The organism is Cellvibrio sp. UBA7661, assembly GCA_002483365.1.
Classification (GTDB): Bacteria; Pseudomonadota; Gammaproteobacteria; order Pseudomonadales; family Cellvibrionaceae; genus Cellvibrio.
Window position 1 is genome coordinate 418,865 of record DLHT01000003.1, and the last position, 21,789, is coordinate 440,653.

Sequence of the window (21,789 nt, forward strand, 5' to 3'; positions counted from 1 at the left end):
GGTGCTATAGTAAACCTTACTTATTTCTGACTGCTGACTGCTCACTGGACCCTTTATGCCCGAGGTTGTGCCTTTACTGTTTCGCCGTCCGCGCGCGCTGGCGTTTGTGGTATTGGCAATATGCCTTTGCTTATCGGCATTGATTGTCTGGCAGATGGAACAAAACCTGCGCCACGGCACCCGTGCAGATGTCGAAAATCTGGCGCAAAACCATGCTTTCCTGGTGCGCGACAGTCTCAATCAGGCGCTCACACTCAACTACTCAATAGCGACTATGGTGCGCCTCGGCCAAGGTCACACCCCACGGTTTGACGATGCTGCGCGCGAGCTGCTGCCTTATTTCGATAGTGTTTCCCATATCAGCCTTGCGCCCAACGGCATTATTACCCAGGTGTATCCGCTGGAAGGCAATGAGAAATCCCTCGGCCTCAACCTGCTGGAAGATAAACTCCAAAGCCGGGAAGCCATTCGCGCGCGCGACAGCGGGAAGCTGACGCTGGCAGGTCCGGTGAATATGGTACAGGGCGGACTGGGTGCGATTGCGCGCCTGCCGGTGTTTTTGGAAGACCGGGGAGACCGCCAGTTTTGGGGGTTTTCGGTGGTGGTGATCCGTATCAACCGATTGTTGGAGGCCGCTAATCTCAACCAACTGGAAGGCCAAGGTATAGCCTACCGGCTCTGGCGTACCAACCCGGATACAGGCTTACCAGAGACAATTGCCGAATATCGACCAGATGCACTCTACGAACCGGTGCAAAAATCTTTTGATGTACCCAATGGCCGTTGGACTCTCAGCGTTTCCCCGGTAACGGGTTGGATTCAATTCTGGCAGCTGACGGGAGCCAGTCTGGCGGCATTGATGATCAGCTTACTGCTGTCTTACCAGACATTTTTGATGGCGGTATTGCAGCGGCAGCGTTTGCATTTGCAGGATGCCGTGGCTGAACAGACACGTGAATTACTCAACGCCCGTGCGCACTTGCAAGCGACGCTCGATGCTATTCCCGATTTGCTGTTTGATATCGACTACCAAGGCATTATTCACAGCTATCACACCAACCAACCGGAGTTGCTAACTGTTTCGCCAGAGCAATTTCTGGGCACCAATTTTAATCATTATCTGCCTGAAGACGCCTGCGTGGTTATCCACCAGGCTTTTGATGAAGCGATCGAAAAAGGCGTGTCTTCAGGCAAATGTTATTCCGTCATGCTGCCACAACGCGGCCTTGCAACGTTTGAATTATCTGTATCGCGCAAGGCAAACGACGAAAGCGGTGTGCCGCGTTTTTTAGTGCTCAGCCGCGACATCAGCGAGCGCAAACAAAACGAAGAGCGAATCAACACGCTCGCCTTTTTTGATCCACTGACGCAATTGCCCAACCGCCGTTTGTTGCAAGATCGGCTGGAACACGCCATCGCCACCAGCCAACGTCAAAAAAGTCTGGGCGCGCTGCTATTTATCGACCTCGATGATTTCAAAACCTTGAACGATAACCGCGGCCATCACGTCGGCGATTTATTGTTGATCGCAGTTGCAGAGCGTTTGAAACAAGCAGTGCGCAGCCAGGATACAGTGGCGCGTTTGGGTGGCGATGAATTTCTGGTGGTGTTGGAAGGGCTGGATCAGACGCGCGATGCAGCAGCAAGACAAGCGCAGCAGATCGCTGAAAAAATTCTCGCCAGCCTTAATGAAGTTTATCAACTGGAAAATCAGGAATATTTTAATTCCCCCAGCATAGGTCTGTGTTTGTTTGGCGACCAGACTGTTGCCATCGATGAATTACTGAAACAAGCCGATCAAGCCATGTACCACGCCAAAGCCGCGGGCAGAAATACCCTGCGGTTTTTTGATCCGGAAATGCAAGCCATGACCGCGCAACGTTTTGCATTGCAAAATGAAATCCGCGAGGCATTGCAACAGCAACAATTCCAACTCTATTACCAACCGCAAGTGGATAACCAGGGCGCTGTTGTTGGAGCCGAAGCATTGATCCGCTGGTTGCATCCGCAGCGCGGTATGGTATCGCCCATGGAATTTATTCCCATCGCCGAAGAATCCGGTTTGATTTTGCCGCTCGGCAACTGGATTGTAAAAACCGCGTGCGAACAATTAATCCGCTGGAGTCAATCGCCGCTCACCGCTCACTTGCTGTTATCCATCAATGTCAGCGCGCGCCAGTTCCAGCATCCCCAGTTTGTCGAACAGATATTGGCAATCATTGCGCGCACGGGCGCAAATCCAACCAAACTCAAACTGGAACTCACCGAGAGTATGCTGGTTTCCAATGAGCAAGACATCATCACCAAAATGGATGCACTAAAAGCCGCCGGTATTAAATTTTCACTCGACGATTTTGGCACTGGCTATTCATCATTGTCCTATTTGAAACGTCTGCCGATCAGTGAGCTGAAAATTGATAAATCGTTCGTCAACGACATTCTCGCCGATGCGAATGACGCCGCCATCGCGCGCATGATTATCCGCCTCGCGCAGAGTATGGAATTAACCGTAATCGCCGAGGGTGTAGAAACCCAGGCACAACGCGATTGGCTGGAGCACGAAGGCTGCTTTAAATATCAGGGCTATTTTTTTGGTAAACCGGTGGCGATAGATAATTTTTGCATTGAGCGCAGAGATTAATTACCAATACACCGACACCAATCCAAATCCGCTAATCAACAAGAGTGCGCAACCAATCACGCGGTAAAACACCACCGGGTCAGCCGCAACCAAGCGCGCGTGAAATTTCAGACCAAAATAATGACCAACCGCCGTCGCCGGTAACAACCACAAATGCGCCTGCAATTGCAGATCTACACCAGCAATCAAAAACGCCACCATTTTAATGCTCACCAAAATAAACCAGAGCACAAATAAAGTATCACGCAGTTTTTCGCGCGCGACATGCACCATATACACCGTCATAATCAGCGGTGCACCAATCAATGAGGTGCCGCTGATATAAGCACCGAGCGACAGAAAAATGCCATCGCTTACCGGGTGCGAACTCTTGAACGGTTTATTCAAAATATAAGTGATGGCGTACACAGAAATAATGCAAAATATAATCGCACTCATAATGCCCGCCGGAATGGTCAGTAACCCGGCTACACCAATGAGTTTGGGAATGATCATAATCTTGAGCGATTTTTTCAGATAAACCCAATCCACCGTGGATGGCTTTTTTTCTTCCGTCGCCATTTTTTTGCGATTGTTTTGCCACACGGTAAGTGTGGAAAAAATGAGTAAGTGCACCGCAATAATCGGCAAATACACCAACGGGCGATTATCTACCAACAACAACAGCGGCAGCGACATCATCGCCCCACCAAAGCCCAAACCGGTGCGCACAAAACCGCTCCAGATGAAGATCAGCAAGACAAGAACAAGTTGGATGAGAGAGAGGTCATTCATGGGAGAAATCCAATCGCTAACAGCGGGTACAAAGCAACCACAAATAAATAAGGCACCCAAAAGGTGCCTTATTTATACATACGCAGGTGTCTTTGGGTAAAATTTATTGATATTAATTATGCAAGTTAGGTAAAAAATAATGATAATAACTATATCATATTGAAATATAAGGATTTTTAATCGTGGATAAAAGTGAAATGTAAATATCGCGTGGGCTTATTTTTATATTTAAATAATAGCCAAAATCCAATTAACAGTAGTTTCCGCTAAATTTATAGGCTCAAATCTTTCAGGTAAACGAAGAGTAAGCCGTAGGTGAAAAGATGCATGGTTATCTTATGATCAACGTCCGCATAGCGGTTGCACGAGTAACCGTTGTCGCCAGTGTTAAGATATGTAAACTCTTCATCTCATAAAAATGCAGGAGTGTATGCTATAAACACAACTCCTCCCTAGCAGGAATCACTTGACTGATTTCTGTCTGGGACGAAAAAACCACCTACGGGTGGTTTTTTCATTTCTGCGACATGAAAAACAAAGCACTGTCATTTCTTACAGATGGTGTCGCTCGATTTGGAATCCGGCTGAGCATCATAGCTACCGAAATTGTCTGGTGAATACGTAAGTGCCAAGTCCAGAGGCTCGGCTGAGAAAAAAGCGTCACCTGCTTTGCGGGTCTTTGGAGAAGAAATACGTACTAATAGAGCGTCAAGTTCGTCTTTTAAATCAGACACAATTACCACCTTTTCAAGGTAGGGAAATGATTCAATAATCACAGCAAATAAGGACAACTCACAAGCTGCAACACTATGCTAGCTTAGCCACCGATTGGCGACAAAGATCAATTAATTCTCAAAAGCGACTTACTTGCATCCCAAGGATTCGCTTAACCCAATCAAACGCTTGTATCCACCTTCGTCAAGAAATTTATCGATAGTAAAAATTCCCTCGGCAAGCTGCTGAAGCTACGTAATTTTATTCTTATTAATTGGCAACCAATTGACCTTGTACAGCCGCTATTCCAATCGAGGCAATTACGCCTGAGTTAAATTCGATTGCATCATCGACTATACCGTCTGAAAAAATAATTCCGCCCTCGGCCATTTGCGAAGCGAGCCTGAAGGTATCGCGCTCTTCAATTTTTCCATAAACCAGAGAGGTTCCTGTAGTGTGAGACGGAAATGGTTCTCGCACGCAAAAGCATAAACAGCGAGCATCCCACGGCATATTAAGCGTGCTTGGTTCAGTGCCGGTAATAGCACTGGCACCAGTAAGCAAACTGCTTAACCACCCGGTTGAACCCAATCCGGTAGAGATAATAATTCCTGATGAAGATTGCACTTCGGTTTGATCGCGATAGGACAACTCATATCGTGCAGACACCGGCAATTTGGGGCCGATATATAAATCATTTACGGCAAGTAAGGTTTGCCCATCATTCAAGTTGGCTTCTGCCATAGTCACTGCTTTTGCAGTAAAGCGTTTATTCAGAACTGCGGTGGTGATGTCGGTGAGGTCATGCAGTTGGAACGGCAAAAGTTTTCCGTCGAATCGTTGCGGTGCTGGATTGATGGCAATTAACGGTTGGCCCTTCAAGTATTTGAGTGTGTTTGCGACTAGGCCATCTTGCCCAGCCACAACGACGATATCATCAGGGCCGAATAGAAAATTGGGTAAGAAGCTCCGCTCCAATCGCTGCACACGACCGTATTGTCGCAATGTTTTTTCAGCTTCATCCAATGCCTGTTTGAGTTCCCGATCTTCGTCCTGATAATCAGCAACATGATCACCACGGCTTTGCAAATAGAACGCCGCTTGCTCACGGGTATTGTGGCGGCGAATCAAACCGTCCAACCGCGTTTCGCGGTGGACGAGAATGATATTGCGATCACTTAAACGCTCCATGATCAGTTCCTTTGCAATAAGCTGCCGAGCAAATCCGGGGTGATATTAAGTTGTCCAATTTTGCCAGAGTTGGTGGCGAGACTTTTGAATGCTTGAGCAATGACCAATTCCGGATCAGTACCACTAGCTGCAATTGCCTCAAACAATTTCGGATCGATTTTGTTGAGCGCTTCCATCATTTTTTCGATGCCGTAGGCTTTGGCTTCACCTTGTTTGCGTTCATTGGCCGTTGCCAGATCAACAAGCTCCTGGCGCTTTGCTTCCAGAGCTACCTGCGCTTCCATATCCTCTTTGTGAATCAACCGCTCTTTTTCTTTTACTGCACGATCTGCTTCTACCTGATTTTCACGCAGTTCACGTTTTTTGGTTTCTATGGCTAGCTCGGTGCGCAATTCATTCTCTTTAATGGCTCGCTCCTGCTCAATCGCCGCATTACGACGGGCATAAGTTGCTTCGTCGGCTTCTTTCAGAAGCGCCTCACGTACAGAGGCTTCCAATGCACGTGAAGTTTCCGGTGCAGGACGTAATGCTTGAATGGCTAGATCCACTACCTCAATACCCAAGCTCTCTAGAACATCAGACGTTTTAAGTTGTGCCCGTACACTGGTTACCAGTGTGCGTGATGCAGTCAGTGCATTACGAAGTGGCAGTTGTTGTATCTCGGCACGCATTAACACCTGCACCAAATTCAAAATGCGATTGGGTAGTTTTTCCGGATCTTTAGCACTGTAATCTTTTGCGTTATCGGCCAATGCAAAGTTCATCATTCCTGCGAGCTTGGCGGCATCAGCAATACGAAAAACCAGTTGCCCTTGGATAGTCACCTCCTGAAAATCAGCGGTGGTTTCCTTCAGCATAAAAGGTACATCCTGACTAGCCATGGGAATGGCTACCAAAGATGTAGACGGTGCAAAGTAAAAAAATGATAGCCCTACACCCTGACGCTTGATCTTGCCTTTGTGATACTGAACCACAAAGGTGGTTGGGTTGGCTTTGAAATATCCGATATTAAACATGGTAGAGCTCCTTAATTAAGCGGCATTGCTTTGGGTTTGGCCGAGCGCCTGATTGCGCACCTGGTCGAGGGTGTACTCAATAATCAATTTACCATTTCTGAATACAGTCACTAACTCATTGGCGACCGGGTTAATGCCGTTGCGCGCAACGGTTTGGAATTGACCATTCACTTTGGTTAATGCCAAGCGGCCTTTTTTAGAACGCTTGCCCTGATCGGTGATTGGATCTTTGTACACATCTCTCCATTCACCATTGATGCAAATCGCAGACGCTTTCATCGCAAATTTTTGCGTATCGCGATTTACCTTTTGCAACAACTCGCTGCCCATTCCGAACGCAACATTGTCAGCGCTCAAGCCGCGTTTTTTCATCTCTGCCAATATGGCTTCGATAGAGGCGGCACACACACCATCGCCTTGAATCAAACGCACACAAGCGGGCAACACTTTGTAGCCTTTAGCGTTAATTGTGTAACCGAACTTTGCCATTAAACGCTCAATCGCTTCGGGTACAACTTCTACGGGTTCACCAGAATCCGGACGAACCACCAAGGTGCCCCCCATGGCTTCCACTTGAGCTTTCAACTCACCGCCCCAGAGGTTATCAATCGCATTCCAGATATCGTAAGAATCACTGACTACAGCAACCAATTTATTCTTGCCACCAAACTGCTTGAGCATATTGGCGTAAGCAGCGGCTTCTCCTTCACGGCCCCAACTGGTGATAGTGCTATGTTCGGCTGCCGGGATAGAGAAGCCAGCCATATCTGCACCGTAATAACGGCGTGCCGCCACCAAGGCAGAAAAGTTATCGGTACCCATGAAGCTCACCAAGTGTGCCAAGCCGCCAATCGCCGTGGTTTCTTCTGAGCTGGCACCACGTGCACCAAAGTCGTGGAGCTTGAATGGCAAGCCGTTGAGGTTCTCGGCTGTTTCATCCAGGTAACGTGCAATGATGTTTTGGCAGGCTTTAGATACTGTCGCAACGGTAGTTGGATACCAAACCGCACGTAACAAGGCGGTTTCGATATAGCTGGTCAACCAGGCACACGTTGGATCGGTATTGATTACTTGTACCAAGACATTACCCGTTGGAACCTCAGTACCTTCTGGTACCGCCTCGATTTCCAACGGCAGGTAGCCGTTATGGGCGGTCAGGATGTGCATCCAGCCATCACGGTTAAAAGGTACACCGTGAGCAGCGCAAATCATTTCTGCTTCATCGATATCCGCCAGAGTTATAGGCTTGGTCAGGTATTGCTTAATAAACATCTGCAGACCGAAAAACACAGTAGAAGCGTGTACACCACCGCGAGATTCGATATAGCTAGAGACAAATTCAGCCCCTTGTGGGTACTGAACGAAGTGAGAGGTTTTGTATGAGTCGGTATTCAGAATCAGATTTTGCATGATGGAAATCCTCCAGTCATCGTGGTTAAGCACCGGTCTATCCAGCGCTGTTAGGGTATTCATTTGGATTATCTGGAAGCAGCTCCTGCGCCCATGGACATATAGTGGCGAATAGACACTATTATGTCAACATATTTATTGGCCATTTGACACTATAATAAGGAAGCCATTAACAATGTAGCAACACGCCTGAAAATTGAGCTAATATTTAGTCTTCCGCGCGACCCTAGTCAATAATGAGGGCTGAATGAGAAATCCAGAAAATTAAAAATAAGATCACAATCGAGAGCAGATTAAATTCGTTCGGCGCGACAAATAATTACCTTTTTAAATTTAGAATAGGATATCCGAAAAATGCTCAGTAGCTTCTTTTATCTTCAAGTAGAAAAAAATGATGAAAATAAAGTTTTACTAAACAGCTTAGAGCAATACGCCACTAACAAACTGAAACAGGTTTATGTAGTAGACAGACCTCTAGGCGATTCGAAATATAGCTACCGCTATCAACGTGCATTGGTTTTACTAGCACCCGACCACAAAATTACATTTGTAAATCTTGATGACGATAACGATTTATTTGATGAGTATGTAGATGATTTCATCGAGGACCTTGGATCGATATCTGACAAATATCGATATAAAGAAAAAATAGGAAGGCCGCGTAAATGGAAGCAGGATTTAATTGAGGAAGTGTGCTCTAAAGACATAGAAAACTGGGAGGAGTTTTTTACAAGTATTTACTTGGAAGATCCAATAGAGAAGAAAAAATCAGAGTTGCTGATATCATTATTGACTGGGAGCATCAATGACATCGATAAAGTAAAAGATGATATTCCTGATAATGTACTTGATAGGGTAAAGCAAAAAATATTACTGTTTGACGGAGACCAAACAAGATTTATTTATCAAAAGCCAATTAAACCTGTAATTCGCATACAAGGCCTATCTGGAACCGGAAAAACTGAGCTTCTTCTTCACAAATTAAAAGAAATATATGTTTCTGAAAAGGACTCAGCAAGCAAAATAATGTTTACCTGCCATAATAAAATTCTAGCTGATAGCCTGAGAAAACGGATTCCAGACTTTTTTGATTTCATGAAAGTAGAGCAGCAAATATTATGGAATGAGCGCTTATGGTGTGTTAGCGCATGGGGATCCCGATCAGATAAAGACTCAGGAGCATACACCTATATTTGCAATTTTTATGGCGCGCAATATTTTCAGTATAGTAGATACACTTCTTTTGATGAAGTATGTAAAACGGCTGTAGATTATATAAAAAAGAATGATTTGGTAAAGAAGCAAGGATATGCATTCGATTATATTTTACTGGATGAGAGCCAAGACTTCCCCGCATCGTTTATCGAACTGTGCCAAATGGTAACAAGCACTCACCTTTATGTTGCTGGCGATATATTTCAAAGCATTTTCGATGAAAATCTTGTAAGTGAAATAGAACCAGACTACTTGTTAAGCAAATGTTATCGCACTGACCCCAGAACGTTAATGTTTGCTCATGCACTTGGAATGGGTTTATTTGAAACACCAAAGCTTCGCTGGCTTGAAGATAGCGAGTGGGCTGCGTGTGGATATCAACCAAAAAAGAATGGCAATATTTATGAGTTGTCTAGGGAGCCGCTTCGCAGATTTGAGGATTCAAAAGATGAGTACCCATCAAGCGTAGAAATTGTGCGCACAAGTGCACAACTGAATGAAACATCAGAAACAAAAATTATAGATGTAATTAAAAAAATACAGATAGAAAATCCATCAGTTACTATGGATGACATAGGAATAATTTTTATTGATAATCATGATTATGTTTACAGTACTGCAGACAACCTATATTTTTCTTTGAAACAGGAATTTGGATGGGATGTAAACAAGGCATATGAAACAAAAAATAAAATTAAAGGGACACTATTTTTAAGCAACAAAAACAATGTAAAGGGACTTGAATTTCCTTTTGTAATCTGCGTAACAAAAAAGATAAACAATCATCAAAGTTATAGAAATGCGTTATACATGATGTTAACCAGATCTTTCTTGAAAAGTTATTTGTTAATCAATGAAGAAAGTAATGCTAACTTATTACCCATCATGGAAAACGCACTGACAAGCATAAACAAAACAAAGATGCTAATAGTACAAGAGCCAACGGAAGCAGAAAAAGCTCAAATTAAAACAACTATAAAATATACAGATATTACCAAATCTTTTTATGACTCTGTTTACGATTTATTCGATGACTTGGATGTTCCAATTAAATTTAGAAAGCAATTTTACAAGATCATACAACAGACTGTTGGGAACGAATTTGATAGAACCACCGTTATAAAAGTCATTGAATTCAATAAAGGGCTTCTTTCACAGGGAAGTTCCATATGAAAAAGTTCGAAATTCCCATTTCAGATGCTATTGCTGATGTATTTTTTGCCCCGATCAGATGCAAAAAAGATGTTATTTGTTTATTAATGAATACGATAAAATACGTGCAAAGCAGCATTAGTATAACTGGCCCTATACAGAACACTTTAACTATCATTATAGATGATATGAATCGCTTTATTTACAAATCAGAGCATAAAATATTTTCCATTCGCTCTCCATTTCATGTCAAAAAAGAGCAAGACCAACTTCTGTTTTATACTAACCACATTGCTGACATAGATAGCGTTATTTCCTCTCGAATACTAGCATTCGTAAAAGATGAGCGGTTCAACTCTCCAAACTATATTGAATTTATTGAACCTCTGGAAGAGCTGTTTGACGACCCTGACAGAATATGGGCATTTGTTCATGAGTTGATGCTATTTGAGGATGGCTATCTTCGCCACGATCATGACCCCATTAACGAAAAGGGAAGATTTCATCCGTTGTCGCACATCGATTTTTGCTATACAACTGCTTCAACATTTAAAATTGGCACATATCATAAACCTTGCTCTAATTACTTTGGTCAACTCTTGGATAACAAATGTGAAGCTAAATTTTTAGAAAGAGTGTAGGTAATTTTTAAGTATGTAAATTTAATCGTGTCAACTTGAAAAAAGATGGCCAATATATGTATGAAATAAAAAAGTAGACTTCTGAATTTTAATGAGGCTTCAATTTCTTTGACACGATCAAACTGCTCCCAATAAGTCCTGAATAATAAAATAGTGATCCTCAAACATTTGCTGCGGATCTAATTCACTCAACGGAATCCATTTTGCGGTTTTTGCATCGTCACCACCTTTGACTTTAGGCAGCTCCGCATTCGGTTCCAGTTCAATGTAAAACGCATGGGTGATAGTGCGGCCGCGTGCAGATCTGTGTGGGTCGTCATACACCTGACTGCGCTTGATAGAGCCTTTCAATACCGGTGCAGGTACTTTTAATTTGGTTTCTTCACGCAGCTCACGTAAACAAGCATCTTGCAATCGCTCACCTTGATCTACAAATCCGCCCGGTAACGCCCACAAACCTTTGCCTGGATTCGCACGGCGCTCAATCAATAACACATGACCTGATTGCACTACGACAGAATCAACAGTGACAAAAGTGGGTGCATAAGGTGCCGCTTTCCAGGCATCCTGGTATCTTTTGATAAACAGAATTTCATCACGCACTTGTTGATAGCCATCATTCTTGTTCGCAAATTCAATTAAGTATTTAGCCACGGCGTCCGGTAATACTTCTGTACATACCATGCTATTAATAACTTGCTTGGCATCGCCAATAAAATATCCCTCACGCACAGGCGTCGCGCTAATTGCACGATAATTTTCAATGCTGATGCTGTGCCATTGGGGAAACAAATTCAGGTAAAAACCGGTTTGATCCTTCTTATGGCCGATCAATGCAATTTTCGCTAAGCGATGGGGCGTTGCGTGATGCGCAGTTACCAATCCATTCACTGTCGATTGTACGTTTCGAACCCATATCTCATCGTTGTAGGGCACATCCATTAACGGCAAACATAAAAGTCTGTTATTTTCTTCTGCACTCAAACAAGCACGCACCATTTCCTCGCGCTCTTGATGAGTCCAGGGATTACGTGTGTTACGCGGCTGCCATGCAGAACCAATCAACAGGATTAATTTATCCGCTTGCTTTAAGCCCTCCTGAACTACTTTCAGGTGGCCTGCGTGAAATGGTTGGAAGCGACCAATAAATACGGTGAAATCAAATGGACGTGTCATATCGCAAGACCCTTGCTGATGTGGATGACCAAAAGTCTTTCTTCTGGTCTTTAATTTATTCATGCTCCAGCCATAGTTTTCTTGCTATGACCAAGCGGCAGGCTTATTATTGGCGTATTGCCACTTAATTGACAACCCCTTTTCTAATTTTTTATTCGGACATCTAAAACGGCTATGTTTACTACCGAAAAAGAATATCTGAAGCATTACAACGTCCATGACTATGACGTACCTCTAGTGTCAGTGGACATCGCCATATTCACCTTGCTGGATGGAAAACTTCATATTTTGCTGGTCGAGCGCGGAGACTTTCCCGAAAAGGGCCGCTGGTCATTACCCGGTGGATTTATTAATCAGCAGCAAGATAAAGACCTGCATGCAACGGCCTTGCGCAAACTCACAGAGAAAACCGGTGTAAAAACGCCGCACCTTGAACAGGTGGCCACCATTGGCAACACCAAACGTGATCCTCGGGGATGGTCGGTAACGGCGTTATATATGGGGCTGATCCCCTATGCACCCACTGCCGACTTTATTGAAACTGTGGCGGACGCTCGCTGGTGGCCTTATGAAATTGCCATCAAACAAAACCTCGCCTTCGACCACATAGAGCTAGTCACACAGGCAAGGGAAAGGCTCAGAGTTAAAAGTGGATACACCGTTCTACCCGTTTACGTCCTTAATGCTCCATTTACTCTGACCCAGCTTCAACAGGCGTTTGAGGAGTTACTGGGGACAGAAATTGAAAAAAAATCCTTCCGACGCCGTATTCAGGCAGCAGATTTACTCGAAGAGGTCGGTGAAGGCTTACCCGAGGGAGGGAGAGGAAGAATTGCAGCGTTATATCGCCCAAAGAAAGGTAGCGAACAACATGCTTTTCTCCGGGCGTTCGGCGGAGTGGAGGATTAAGCATGAGTGCGCGTACCAGCCTTACCCATCCGCTCATTATTAATCCCATATCCGTTTCGGCCGGAGAGTTAGGGTTGACCTTTTGCCCGGGAAAGAAACAACCCAATGCTATGACGGGCTCATGGGATCGCGATATTACTTTGGATATCGCCACCATAAAATCCTGGGGCGCTGACGCGATTATTTCTTTACTCGAAGATTTCGAGCACGAAGAACTCCAGGTTCCAGAATTACCTGCCGTTTATCAGCGAGAATTTAAAACCTGGTACAACCTTCCGATCCAGGACAAAAATGCACCCAACCAAAATTGGCTAGAAAACTGGCTAGCAATCCGGGGGCTCATACACACCCAGCTCAATAATGGCGAAAAGATAATGATTCATTGTAAGGGTGGTTTTGGTAGAACCGGCACTGTGGCTGCGATGATATTAATGGACTTCGGATATTCAGTTACTGATGCGATTATCGAGTGTAGAAAAGCGAGAGAGCTATCAGTTGAAACATTAGCTCAAGAGCAATTTTTGATGGATTATTCGCAATTAAGGAAATCACATGCAAGACGATGAAATTCAAGATCCGCTTAAATCGCTAGATAAAATATATGAGCCAGATGAACGGCAATCAAGTTTTATTGCCGATTTGCCAGATATCCATAAATCATTAGCATCAATAACCTTAAACGACGCGGTTCCTTTAGCGGTAAAACAATTATTTGAAACAGCAAAAAACTTGTCCCTTTACACATGGTTTGTATACCGCTTTCACCAACCAGCAGAGCTAATTTCATTTGCCGCTATGGAAATGGCATTACGTCATCGCTATCTTTCAGAAAACCCTGATCTTTCTGAAAGCCAAAAGAAATTGCTATCGCTATATAAGCTGTTACAGCATGCGAAAAAGGAAAAGTGGCTGCGCAATGAAGGATTTAAAAATCGTTACGCGATTGCACAGCAAAATGCAGAGATAAAAAAAGCCTCCGAAGCACTTTCTGTAAGTGAACTGGAAGAAGGGCAGTCTTTATTGATTGATGACCCCACCGAGGAAGAAATAGCATTAGCAATGAGCGAACTAGATATGGTTGCCGCCATCTCTGATCATTCCAATAAAATTAGAAATGATTTAGCGCATGGCTCAGAAACGTTACATTGGAATAGCATCGGCACTATTGCCTTAAACGCTGAGGTGATAAACCAAATATACCCTTAAGAATGATGATGCTTAGTAATAAGTTTTTCAGTCACGTCTGATTGGAAATGCGTTTTGATACCTTCAGTATGTACCTAGATTGGAGTCAATAAGTGGGCGATTTGGAAAAAGACGAGAGCTTTCTTGGCGCTGTTGCTTCAAATGCTGGAGATGATTTCCACACTCTTTGGGCAACCCGTGAAATTTTGCGGTTGCTTGATGCAAATGGCGATGTAACCGCTATCAAAGTTGAAGGTCTTCCACCAGATGAAATTCACGCTCATGTTGGTGAACATGGCCAAGCAGTAGATATCTACTTGACTCGCAACACTAAGGACGGGGAAACCAACACCTATCTGCAACTCAAATACTCAGCATCAGCTCCAGAAGAAGGCTGGAGCTGGTCACGATTGCTCACTCGCAGAACCAAGAGAAAACCTTTAAGTAGTGTTCTAGGGAAACTCGCGGGATTAATGAAGGCTGTAGGATTTAAAGGTGATTTCTCCATCGTTACTAATCAACCCTTGTCCACCACAGTGGCTGACGATGTCGCGCGGTTGATTAGTAATGGCAGTAAACCTATTCCTGAAGATGCAGAATTATTTAATACCCTGACCAAGGCACTCGGGCTCACTCCCAAACAACTAATAACTTTCCTAAAGGCCTGGGATACAACGGGCTTTTCTTCAGTTTCACGACTAATTTTGGAAAGTGAAGTTATTCAACGCCTTGCCGGTATGTCCGACGCTGATGCTCGCGATGATTCCAACCTTTTGCAACGGAGAGTATCCACCTTGATGCTTCCTGAGAACAGGAGCCATCCGGCGATAACGCGAGAAACTCTATTAATTTGGCTGGGTGTTGGCAGCACAAATATGTTTTTTCCAGCCCCATCTCATATCAAGCCAGCACAGCCATATTTGCGTCGAATGGTAATTGATCGCCTCAGTGAGAAGCTCAACTCTTCTCAATCAAAACCTTTACGTATACATGCTGGAGGTGGGTGCGGAAAAACAAGCCTGATTTCCGATCTGACCTCCGTTCTACCTTCAGGCTCTGAATTATTCATTTACGATTGTTATGGTGGAGGTTTGTTTTTAGCCTCTGATCAAAAACGTCACCTATCTGAGCAAGCATTTACGCAACTTGGTAACGAATTGGCGGTTCGCCTCAAAACTCCTTTTGTAATACGGCGGCAAGGTAGTATTGATATTTTCGAAGCATTTCGAAACCGCGTTTTGATCGCAGCCGATCTCGTGAAACTTCGTAACCCGGATGCAAAGTTGGTGTTGTGCTTTGATGCTGTTGATAATGCAAAAACTGGCGCTCGACATTGGCAAGAACCTTGTTTCCTAGATGTTTTGACCCAGGCATCAAGCTGGCCGACCAATGTTCGTATCGTGGCCAGTTGTCGGACTTCTCGACGAGAAGAGGTAGGACACGAGAAGCTATATGATGACTTTGAGATTCCGAGTTTCGATGTCGATGAGGTTCGCAAGCTTGTTGCACTATGGCAACCACAATGGAATCCCGAATTAGCAGCGACATTTGAAAATTTAACAGGAGGCAATCCTCGACGTCTTGTATATGCAGTTGAGGGCCTGTCAAATGATGGTGCAGCGCGTGCGATTGAGCGTCTGATGCCGAAGGCTGAGGGTATAAATCCATTATTTGAACAGCGCGTTGCCGAAGCTGGCAAGCATTTGGGTTCCGCCGAAAAAGTCTGGCAGGTTCTTGATGCATTGTCCCGCCTGCCTCGCCCTGTTCCGGCGCTAACGCTCGCAGCACTAACAGGCCTAGCTTCGGCAGATATCCAAGATTTAGCTGTGGATGTAGGCGGCATTATTGAACGAGAGGAGGGATGGTCTTTCCATGATGAAGACTTTGAGGCTTTTGTAATTGAGCGCCCCAACAATGATGGAGATGAAGTCCTTACTCGTGGTGCTGATTTGCTTCTAAAAAGCCGCTTTATTGATAGGTATGCCGCCACCAATGTGGCAGAAGTGCTAGTGGCCTCCAATCGCCTTAAAGAACTTTATGATTTGGTTACTGCGGAAGAAAAACCATCTGAAGTTCTAACTTCGCTTGAAGCTCAGTTTGTTTGGTCCCGAAATCTCGGCCTTGCAATTCGTTGTTGTCGAATGGCTTCGGATATAACAAACGCTTGTAATTTACTTATCACTTCGGCCGATGCGATTAGACGAGCAAAACTCCTGGAGGATTTAATCGTCAAAAATTTAGATTTGTCAGTGCAGTTTGCAGCGGATGAAGCAAATAGGCTCGTGATGGTAGGGCAGGATCATAAAACCAAACGCCCGAGCCTAAGAATTAAGCTTGCTTCTCAAGCAGCACAAAATTTTCCCGAGACCGCAAAGATACACCTTAGATGGTGGCACGGTTATCTTGACGAATTGCCGCATAACAGGGGCAGTAACGACTTCAAAGTATCAGACACAGATATCGCATCCGAATATGCCACTTATGCGACATTGTTTGGCGAGAAGGCAGCTCTCCATCGTCTTTTCACTTGGCGACCAAAATCCGCTCTACTTTCCGTATTTAGAATGCTTGCAGCACAAGCTGCAGGACGCAATCTCCAAACGTTGCTCAATGTGATCGATTCCCGAAAGTGGTCGCCATTTGGGCTTGCACCATTTATGGCCGCAGCTCTGCTGGCTGGTGCAAAAATGAGTGACCCAGTGATGGCTAATGCTTTGTCGCGTTTAGCAAAAGCAACTAGAGCCAGATGGAACAAACCGATTGATATTGGCATTTTGAATTCGAAGATTTTGGATTGGCATGAAGCGGTACTTCTTATTTGTGAGCGCTCCGTTACTCACGATGAACTTAAACCCCTAATTTCAAAAATTCTTGAACGCGCATTTCCAACGCCTGAACTCACCGAGACGTATCATCTTTATCGGCTACGTTCAGCTGGTGCGAGACAAGCGCGAGCCTACGCACTACGTGAGCTAATTTCTGGGATAGTTATTCCTGTAGAAAAATGGTTGCCGCCGAAACGCGAAGAACCACACAACGAAGAGCGTTTAGGAAAACGACAAGAGAAATCCCCAGAAGCACGCTGGAATGAGTCGCTTGCGGATGCAATAACCGCATTTTCGCGGTTCGTTGAGGCTGCCCGGGTTAACTTAGCTGCTATTACCAACAAATCAGTTGTTTCATGGCCAAAGCTTGCCAGCGTACTCGATATATCCAGAAGCTTTAATCGGTCAGTTGAGAGGGACTCTGACCAAGCTTTTTTTCTCATGCGGCAACATCTTGTGCATTTAGGGATTGGCGGGGGAGATGTGACAACATTGATACCCTCGATGCGTAAGGTGTTACAGAACTGGCGGGCAGATGACACTAAAACTGCTCAGCATCTGGCCAGAACACTGGCATTGTTACCAAGTACGCACGATGCTGTACTAATACTTTTGACAGAGCTTGTAGATGAAATCGAAAAAGCTCCTCTCGCTGCATCAGACCGTGTCGAACTGTTAAGTGAGAATGCCCGGATTGCACTTCCACTTGATCCAGCTCTAGCGGAATGGTTTTTCAATAAGGCCGTCGAGGCAACTGGGGCTGCTGACTACGAAGCAAGAAGCGCACTTGCAGCCGCAGGGGCTATCGCAAGAACCGGCCTCACAGGTAGTCATGCTGAACGAACCGTATACGCCGCTCGGCTCGGGGATGCTGCCGGCGCAGTTGTGGAATCACTTGGTCTCACAGGTGACTTTGATTGGGGAGAGGTGGTTGGCTGGATCACTGCGGCAAGCCTTCCTATGGGTTTGGTTGCTGCCGCACGATGGCATGATCGAGGAATTGTCCCATTTGATTACAGCTTGCCAAATGTCACAGCAACCAGCACAACAATGTCTCTCGCTCAGAGAGTAGCTCTCAGATTGTTAGCTTCTGATGGTTCTGTTGATACCGCGGCAATACTTGACGATAGAACGCTGCTTCCAAATTGGGTGGTCGAACCACTATTGAAAGCAAAGTTATGTGAAGGCGATATCGAAGCTTTTATTTCTGAATTTGACGTGCTCGAGAACAGCTCTGCACCTGATGCTAAACCTGCTATTGAAACAGCCAGATTACATCGTGACACTTTTCAGCAATGGCTTGATGCTATTGGGACACAACAAGGATCTACTGACGTAATGGAAGATGCTCCTGATGAGAATCTGACCGCCACTCTTCGAACTTCGGATGAGATACGTTTGGCATTAGAAGAAGGATCTGGAGAATACGGACCAAACGCTTATCAGTTTTGTCAGGTAGCAAAAAAACTTGCAAGCATTACGCTTAGAGTAGCCTTTCTCAATATCGCAGTTGAACTTGACAAAAAGCGAGGGGAATTTGGTGAAGCTATGCTCGAAATCCTCAGCCAGTGGACGAGTTACCCTCCGGTAACAGAGTGGATGCGTACGCAATTTCCATTCTATATCGCTGGCTCGTTACGTCATTTATTTCGCTGGAATTACAGCGAGACCGATACACTCGACGAAGTACTTAAGTTGACTGGTCTTAGCGCTGCTGAACAAGCAAATATCATTCTTTCTGGAATTGAGCAGCATAGGAATCGAATCTCTGCGGATCTTCTCTACACCTTAACTGGCATGATTGCAGCGCGTACCCCGGATGAAGATCGCGCAGGATTATTCGATGCACTCTTACGAAGGGTTGAGAGCCGCACATCACACCCTCCACGTGTTCACCTCATCGGTATCACACCACCTCAAGATATCGTCGATAGCGTTGCACGTTGTTTGTTTGCAGCAATGGGAGATATGGATCGCCGAGTGCGCTGGCGAGCAAGCCACGCCGCATTAATACTGATGCGAGGAAATGATCCTGCATGGGATAGGTTAGTCTCTTGTTTGGCTAAAACTGAGGAACCGGTATTTGCTGGCGCCCCCTTTTATCACTATGCGGCTCGTGAGCAACTTTTGATTGTTTTACTACGCGCAGCAGCAGAAAGCGCACCAGACGTAGCTCGCTATGCGCCTCTTGTTTTGGAAACGATTCGGACCGACTCTCACGTAATTATTAGGGAATTGGGACGTTCGGTACTTATGGCACTTGAAGAGGCTAAAGTATGGCTACCCTCTGCAGAAGACTACGTTTTTGTGCAGCAACTGAATCGAAGTCAGCTGGATCTAATTGAGCCTGAAAATTCGAACTGGCGAAGTAAAAGACAACACAGGAGTGAGCAGCGTAAGTACCACTTCGACAGCACTGACGCCATACCCAATTGGTATCATCCTATTTCACGATTATTTGGAATGGGTATGGATGATTTTCTAGATCGGCTAGAAAAGTGGGTTCATGACAAATGGGGTTATGGAGAAACTGCGACCCATTGGGATCAAGAGCCGCGCCTTGATCGCTTGAGGGGTCAGCATGAGTACACTTCTCGCCGACAGGGTGAACTCGCAACCATAGAAAGGCTAAGTCATTATTTAGAGTGGCAAGCCATGATGTGCGCGGTGGGTGAAATGATCGCCGAGGTACCACTGGCGATCTCATACGACGATGCTAACGCTGCACTGGATGAATGGATAGGCCGTAACTTGCCAACCATATCGCCATATTGGTTAAACGATTTACGGACAACTCCTCCTCTCGAACAACGCTTCTGGGGAATAGCTCCAATAGATCCTCCAGAGCAACATGACACAGTCGAAGATCGTGAGGCGCAAGCGCTTGCCTGGAGTAAAACGCTCGTGCCTACTGATTTCGATTTAGAAATTAATGCGGTCAACAAATTAGTGGTGGCTGCAGATTTCGAAGTTCGGTGGAATCATGCCATCCACAGCGTTCAAATTCATTCTGCTTTAGTATCACCCTCAACAGCAAAAGCACTTGCTCAAGCTCTCGCCAATACCCGGGATCGCTGGGACTTTGCTTTGCCGAATGGCTCATATGGGCACGATCTTGATATGCCGGGATTTCAACTTGAACCATGGCTACATGAGACCTCGCGCGAAACAAAAGCGGACGATTTTGATGTTCGTCGCGGGAGGGTATATGGAATTCCCGTAAAACCCATAGGAGCAGCAGAATCTGAGGGACTAACTTTCGATATAACTAATAATGCCTGGCAGTCGCCAACATCGAGAGAGCCCAAAATTAAAATTGCACTGTGGGGTAGTGAGGATAGTCCCAATGGTCATGGCTGGCGAGCCACATCTGATAGAGCTTTTATCATTGATTTCCTTAGGAAAAAAGATAGAAGCTTGATTTTTGTCGTCGAGATTTCGCGCCAATTGAAAGCGGAGGATTATCATAACAACCGCCCCAAATGGCTAGTCTACGTATTTAATGCGCATGGTGAACTGACTCGGATTCAACGAGAAAGAAAGAGCTTAGGACGATTTTTAGTGCGGCGAGAGAACGTTGAAAATAGTGTTGATACTTTAGGGCGCTGGATGCTCCATCGAATTGCTGAATTGGAACAACAACGTAAGACGGCCGACCAACGATTCAGTGAAATGCTCAGCAATGAAATAGAGAAACTCTGCGTTGCATTTCAGAGACATAAGCAAGCGCACTATTAAAGCAGAGACGTAGAATGCTATTAGTCCTACCTGAATTTTCACTTAATGATGAGCAGCGTCAAGAAATACTGCACAGAACAACATCAATCAGACATACAAATTTTCCCATAATTTGAACGAGCCGGTCTTCAAATAACAGCCAACGACCAATATATTTTATGTTTTAGCCGCGGTGACACATCACATTCCGATAAGTAATATTGTGAATGTAACGATCCTGGATTATGAACACCATAGTAATGCAGCATATAAAATTGACGCTGGAAAGGAAGGTATCGTTCAAGAAAAACTGTTTGCTCACAAACTTAGCATTTTGTTTCAGGGAGATGTGCATCACTCTCCAGACAAGACTCGTGACACCCAGAAAAGGGTATTTGTAGATATTTTTGTAATTTCCAATACATACAACTTATTGATATCGTCGAAAGCCATGTCTTTGTATCAGTCAGGCTATAAGAAATCCATGCAAAGGAGAATTTCTACACTAACGTCTCATACCGAAAAAGCATTCGCACAGGTACATGTGTGCCGTCAAATCAATTCGTAGGGGTGAAAAGATAACAAAATTTGAAAGTGGCGATGTTATTTATTTTAATCGCACTTTACCTGTTCATGCAATTGCAATTATTTCTGAATTCATTCCTGATAATGAAGCATGGAATGAATGCGTGAATTTTGCGCGCAACATTTATGAAGAAACCAGGGCTTTTGTGCACCTTTTTGATCCACATGAATTTATATATATTTTGAAATTGGCAGATGGGTCACAAGAACGGCTCGATTTTATGCTCCGCCAGATTTTCCAAACATTTTATGAGCACAGAACCTTCAACATCAAATCTATGGATAGTTCATTACCAATGAACTACGTCCCCGATTAATTTCGGTTCAATAGCAACCCTGATGACATACAACCTAAATTGCTCGAATTATGTTGCTCGCGCTGAAGAACGACATTGAGATTATTACACCTGCATCAACTTATCGGACGATACGAGAAACTGCTCAGAAAGAATTTACTACACGCTAAATGGCATCAATTCTTACAGAATAACTGTGTAATGTGCTGTAATGTCCAGCTAGGCTAAAACTGTTACTCTGGTAAAATTATCGTTAGATGTATATGTAAATTTAAATCCATTTGATATGGCGCTCCTTTCATTTTGCCTCCATGGAAATTAAATTTCCGTCTCAAGTGTTTA

Annotated in this window: 14 protein-coding genes; 8 read left to right on the forward strand and 6 right to left on the reverse strand. The window is 44.7% G+C overall.

Translation table 11 applies throughout. The annotated features are described in order from the left end of the window. Positions 1-55: 55 nt before the first annotated feature. Positions 56-2,641, forward strand: coding sequence for a bifunctional diguanylate cyclase/phosphodiesterase (locus B2739_RS02115; protein WP_331344219.1), 2,586 nt, complete (start codon positions 56-58; stop codon positions 2,639-2,641). Here B2739_RS02115 and B2739_RS02120 read toward each other — a convergent pair whose 3' ends face one another. The 5 genes from B2739_RS02120 to B2739_RS02140 all read right to left on the reverse strand — a co-directional run bounded on the left by B2739_RS02120 (position 2,642) and on the right by B2739_RS02140 (position 7,746). After that, the gene (locus B2739_RS02120; protein ID WP_331344220.1) at positions 2,642-3,415 is read right to left on the reverse strand and encodes a sulfite exporter TauE/SafE family protein; all 774 of its coding nucleotides are present in this window, start codon (positions 3,413-3,415) and stop codon (positions 2,642-2,644) included. A 545-nt stretch (positions 3,416-3,960) separates the two neighbouring features. After that, on the reverse strand, positions 3,961-4,149 hold the full coding sequence (locus tag B2739_RS02125; RefSeq protein ID WP_331344221.1) for a hypothetical protein: 189 nt from the start codon (positions 4,147-4,149) through the stop codon (positions 3,961-3,963). Between the two features lie 250 nt (positions 4,150-4,399). Next, a complete protein-coding gene (locus B2739_RS02130; protein WP_331344222.1) occupies positions 4,400-5,320 on the reverse strand; it encodes a sugar kinase in 921 nt (306 codons plus the stop codon). A gap of 2 nt (positions 5,321-5,322) precedes the next feature. Beyond that, complete coding sequence (locus B2739_RS02135) at positions 5,323-6,336, reverse strand: SPFH domain-containing protein (RefSeq protein ID WP_331344223.1); 1,014 nt, start codon at positions 6,334-6,336, stop codon at positions 5,323-5,325. Positions 6,337-6,351: 15 nt separating this feature from the next. Then, on the reverse strand, positions 6,352-7,746 hold the full coding sequence (locus B2739_RS02140; RefSeq protein WP_331344224.1) for a nicotinate phosphoribosyltransferase: 1,395 nt from the start codon (positions 7,744-7,746) through the stop codon (positions 6,352-6,354). 354 nt (positions 7,747-8,100) lie between these two features. Between B2739_RS02140 and B2739_RS02145 the strand changes: the two genes are divergently transcribed. Together B2739_RS02145 and B2739_RS02150 are read left to right on the forward strand one after the other, a co-directional pair. Further along, positions 8,101-10,134, forward strand: coding sequence for a DEAD/DEAH box helicase (locus B2739_RS02145; RefSeq protein WP_331344225.1), 2,034 nt, complete (start codon positions 8,101-8,103; stop codon positions 10,132-10,134). Next, positions 10,131-10,754: a hypothetical protein gene (locus B2739_RS02150; protein WP_331344226.1), complete on the forward strand. Its 624-nt coding sequence runs from the start codon at positions 10,131-10,133 to the stop codon at positions 10,752-10,754. Before B2739_RS02145 ends, B2739_RS02150 begins: the two co-directional genes overlap by 4 nt. 117 nt (positions 10,755-10,871) lie before the next feature. Here the strand turns inward: B2739_RS02150 and B2739_RS02155 are convergent, their stop codons facing one another. Further along, positions 10,872-11,993, reverse strand: a complete 1,122-nt coding sequence (locus B2739_RS02155; RefSeq protein ID WP_331344227.1) for a bifunctional nicotinamide-nucleotide adenylyltransferase/Nudix hydroxylase — start codon at positions 11,991-11,993, stop codon at positions 10,872-10,874. Between the two features lie 111 nt (positions 11,994-12,104). On the opposite strand from B2739_RS02155, the gene B2739_RS02160 reads away from it, so the two are divergent. The 5 genes from B2739_RS02160 to B2739_RS02180 all read left to right on the forward strand — a co-directional run bounded on the left by B2739_RS02160 (position 12,105) and on the right by B2739_RS02180 (position 21,468). Further along, positions 12,105-12,839, forward strand: a complete 735-nt coding sequence (locus B2739_RS02160) for an NUDIX hydrolase (protein WP_331344228.1) — start codon at positions 12,105-12,107, stop codon at positions 12,837-12,839. A 2-nt stretch (positions 12,840-12,841) separates the two neighbouring features. Beyond that, complete coding sequence (locus B2739_RS02165; RefSeq protein WP_331344229.1) at positions 12,842-13,405, forward strand: cyclin-dependent kinase inhibitor 3 family protein; 564 nt, start codon at positions 12,842-12,844, stop codon at positions 13,403-13,405. Then, a complete protein-coding gene (locus B2739_RS02170; RefSeq protein ID WP_331344230.1) occupies positions 13,392-14,045 on the forward strand; it encodes a hypothetical protein in 654 nt (217 codons plus the stop codon). The genes B2739_RS02165 and B2739_RS02170 overlap by 14 nt, the downstream gene beginning before the upstream one ends. 92 nt (positions 14,046-14,137) lie before the next feature. After that, the gene (locus tag B2739_RS02175) at positions 14,138-20,587 is read left to right on the forward strand and encodes a hypothetical protein (protein WP_331344231.1); all 6,450 of its coding nucleotides are present in this window, start codon (positions 14,138-14,140) and stop codon (positions 20,585-20,587) included. A 521-nt stretch (positions 20,588-21,108) separates the two neighbouring features. Beyond that, positions 21,109-21,468, forward strand: coding sequence for a hypothetical protein (locus B2739_RS02180; protein WP_331344232.1), 360 nt, complete (start codon positions 21,109-21,111; stop codon positions 21,466-21,468). The last annotated feature ends 321 nt before the right edge of the window (positions 21,469-21,789 follow it).

Bases quoted from the DNA above. Each gene is read 5' to 3' on its own strand.
- B2739_RS02160 (WP_331344228.1), top strand. From the start codon at position 12,105: ATGTTTACTACCGAAAAAGAATATCTGAAGCATTACAACGTCCATGAC.
- B2739_RS02180 (WP_331344232.1), top strand. From the start codon at position 21,109: ATGTGTGCCGTCAAATCAATTCGTAGGGGTGAAAAGATAACAAAATTT.
- B2739_RS02150 (WP_331344226.1), top strand. From the start codon at position 10,131: ATGAAAAAGTTCGAAATTCCCATTTCAGATGCTATTGCTGATGTATTT.
- B2739_RS02120 (WP_331344220.1), bottom strand. From the start codon at position 3,415: ATGAATGACCTCTCTCTCATCCAACTTGTTCTTGTCTTGCTGATCTTC.
- B2739_RS02140 (WP_331344224.1), bottom strand. From the start codon at position 7,746: ATGCAAAATCTGATTCTGAATACCGACTCATACAAAACCTCTCACTTC.
- B2739_RS02145 (WP_331344225.1), top strand. From the start codon at position 8,101: ATGCTCAGTAGCTTCTTTTATCTTCAAGTAGAAAAAAATGATGAAAAT.
- B2739_RS02130 (WP_331344222.1), bottom strand. From the start codon at position 5,320: ATGGAGCGTTTAAGTGATCGCAATATCATTCTCGTCCACCGCGAAACG.
- B2739_RS02170 (WP_331344230.1), top strand. From the start codon at position 13,392: ATGCAAGACGATGAAATTCAAGATCCGCTTAAATCGCTAGATAAAATA.
- B2739_RS02115 (WP_331344219.1), top strand. From the start codon at position 56: ATGCCCGAGGTTGTGCCTTTACTGTTTCGCCGTCCGCGCGCGCTGGCG.
- B2739_RS02155 (WP_331344227.1), bottom strand. From the start codon at position 11,993: ATGAATAAATTAAAGACCAGAAGAAAGACTTTTGGTCATCCACATCAG.
- B2739_RS02165 (WP_331344229.1), top strand. From the start codon at position 12,842: ATGAGTGCGCGTACCAGCCTTACCCATCCGCTCATTATTAATCCCATA.
- B2739_RS02135 (WP_331344223.1), bottom strand. From the start codon at position 6,336: ATGTTTAATATCGGATATTTCAAAGCCAACCCAACCACCTTTGTGGTT.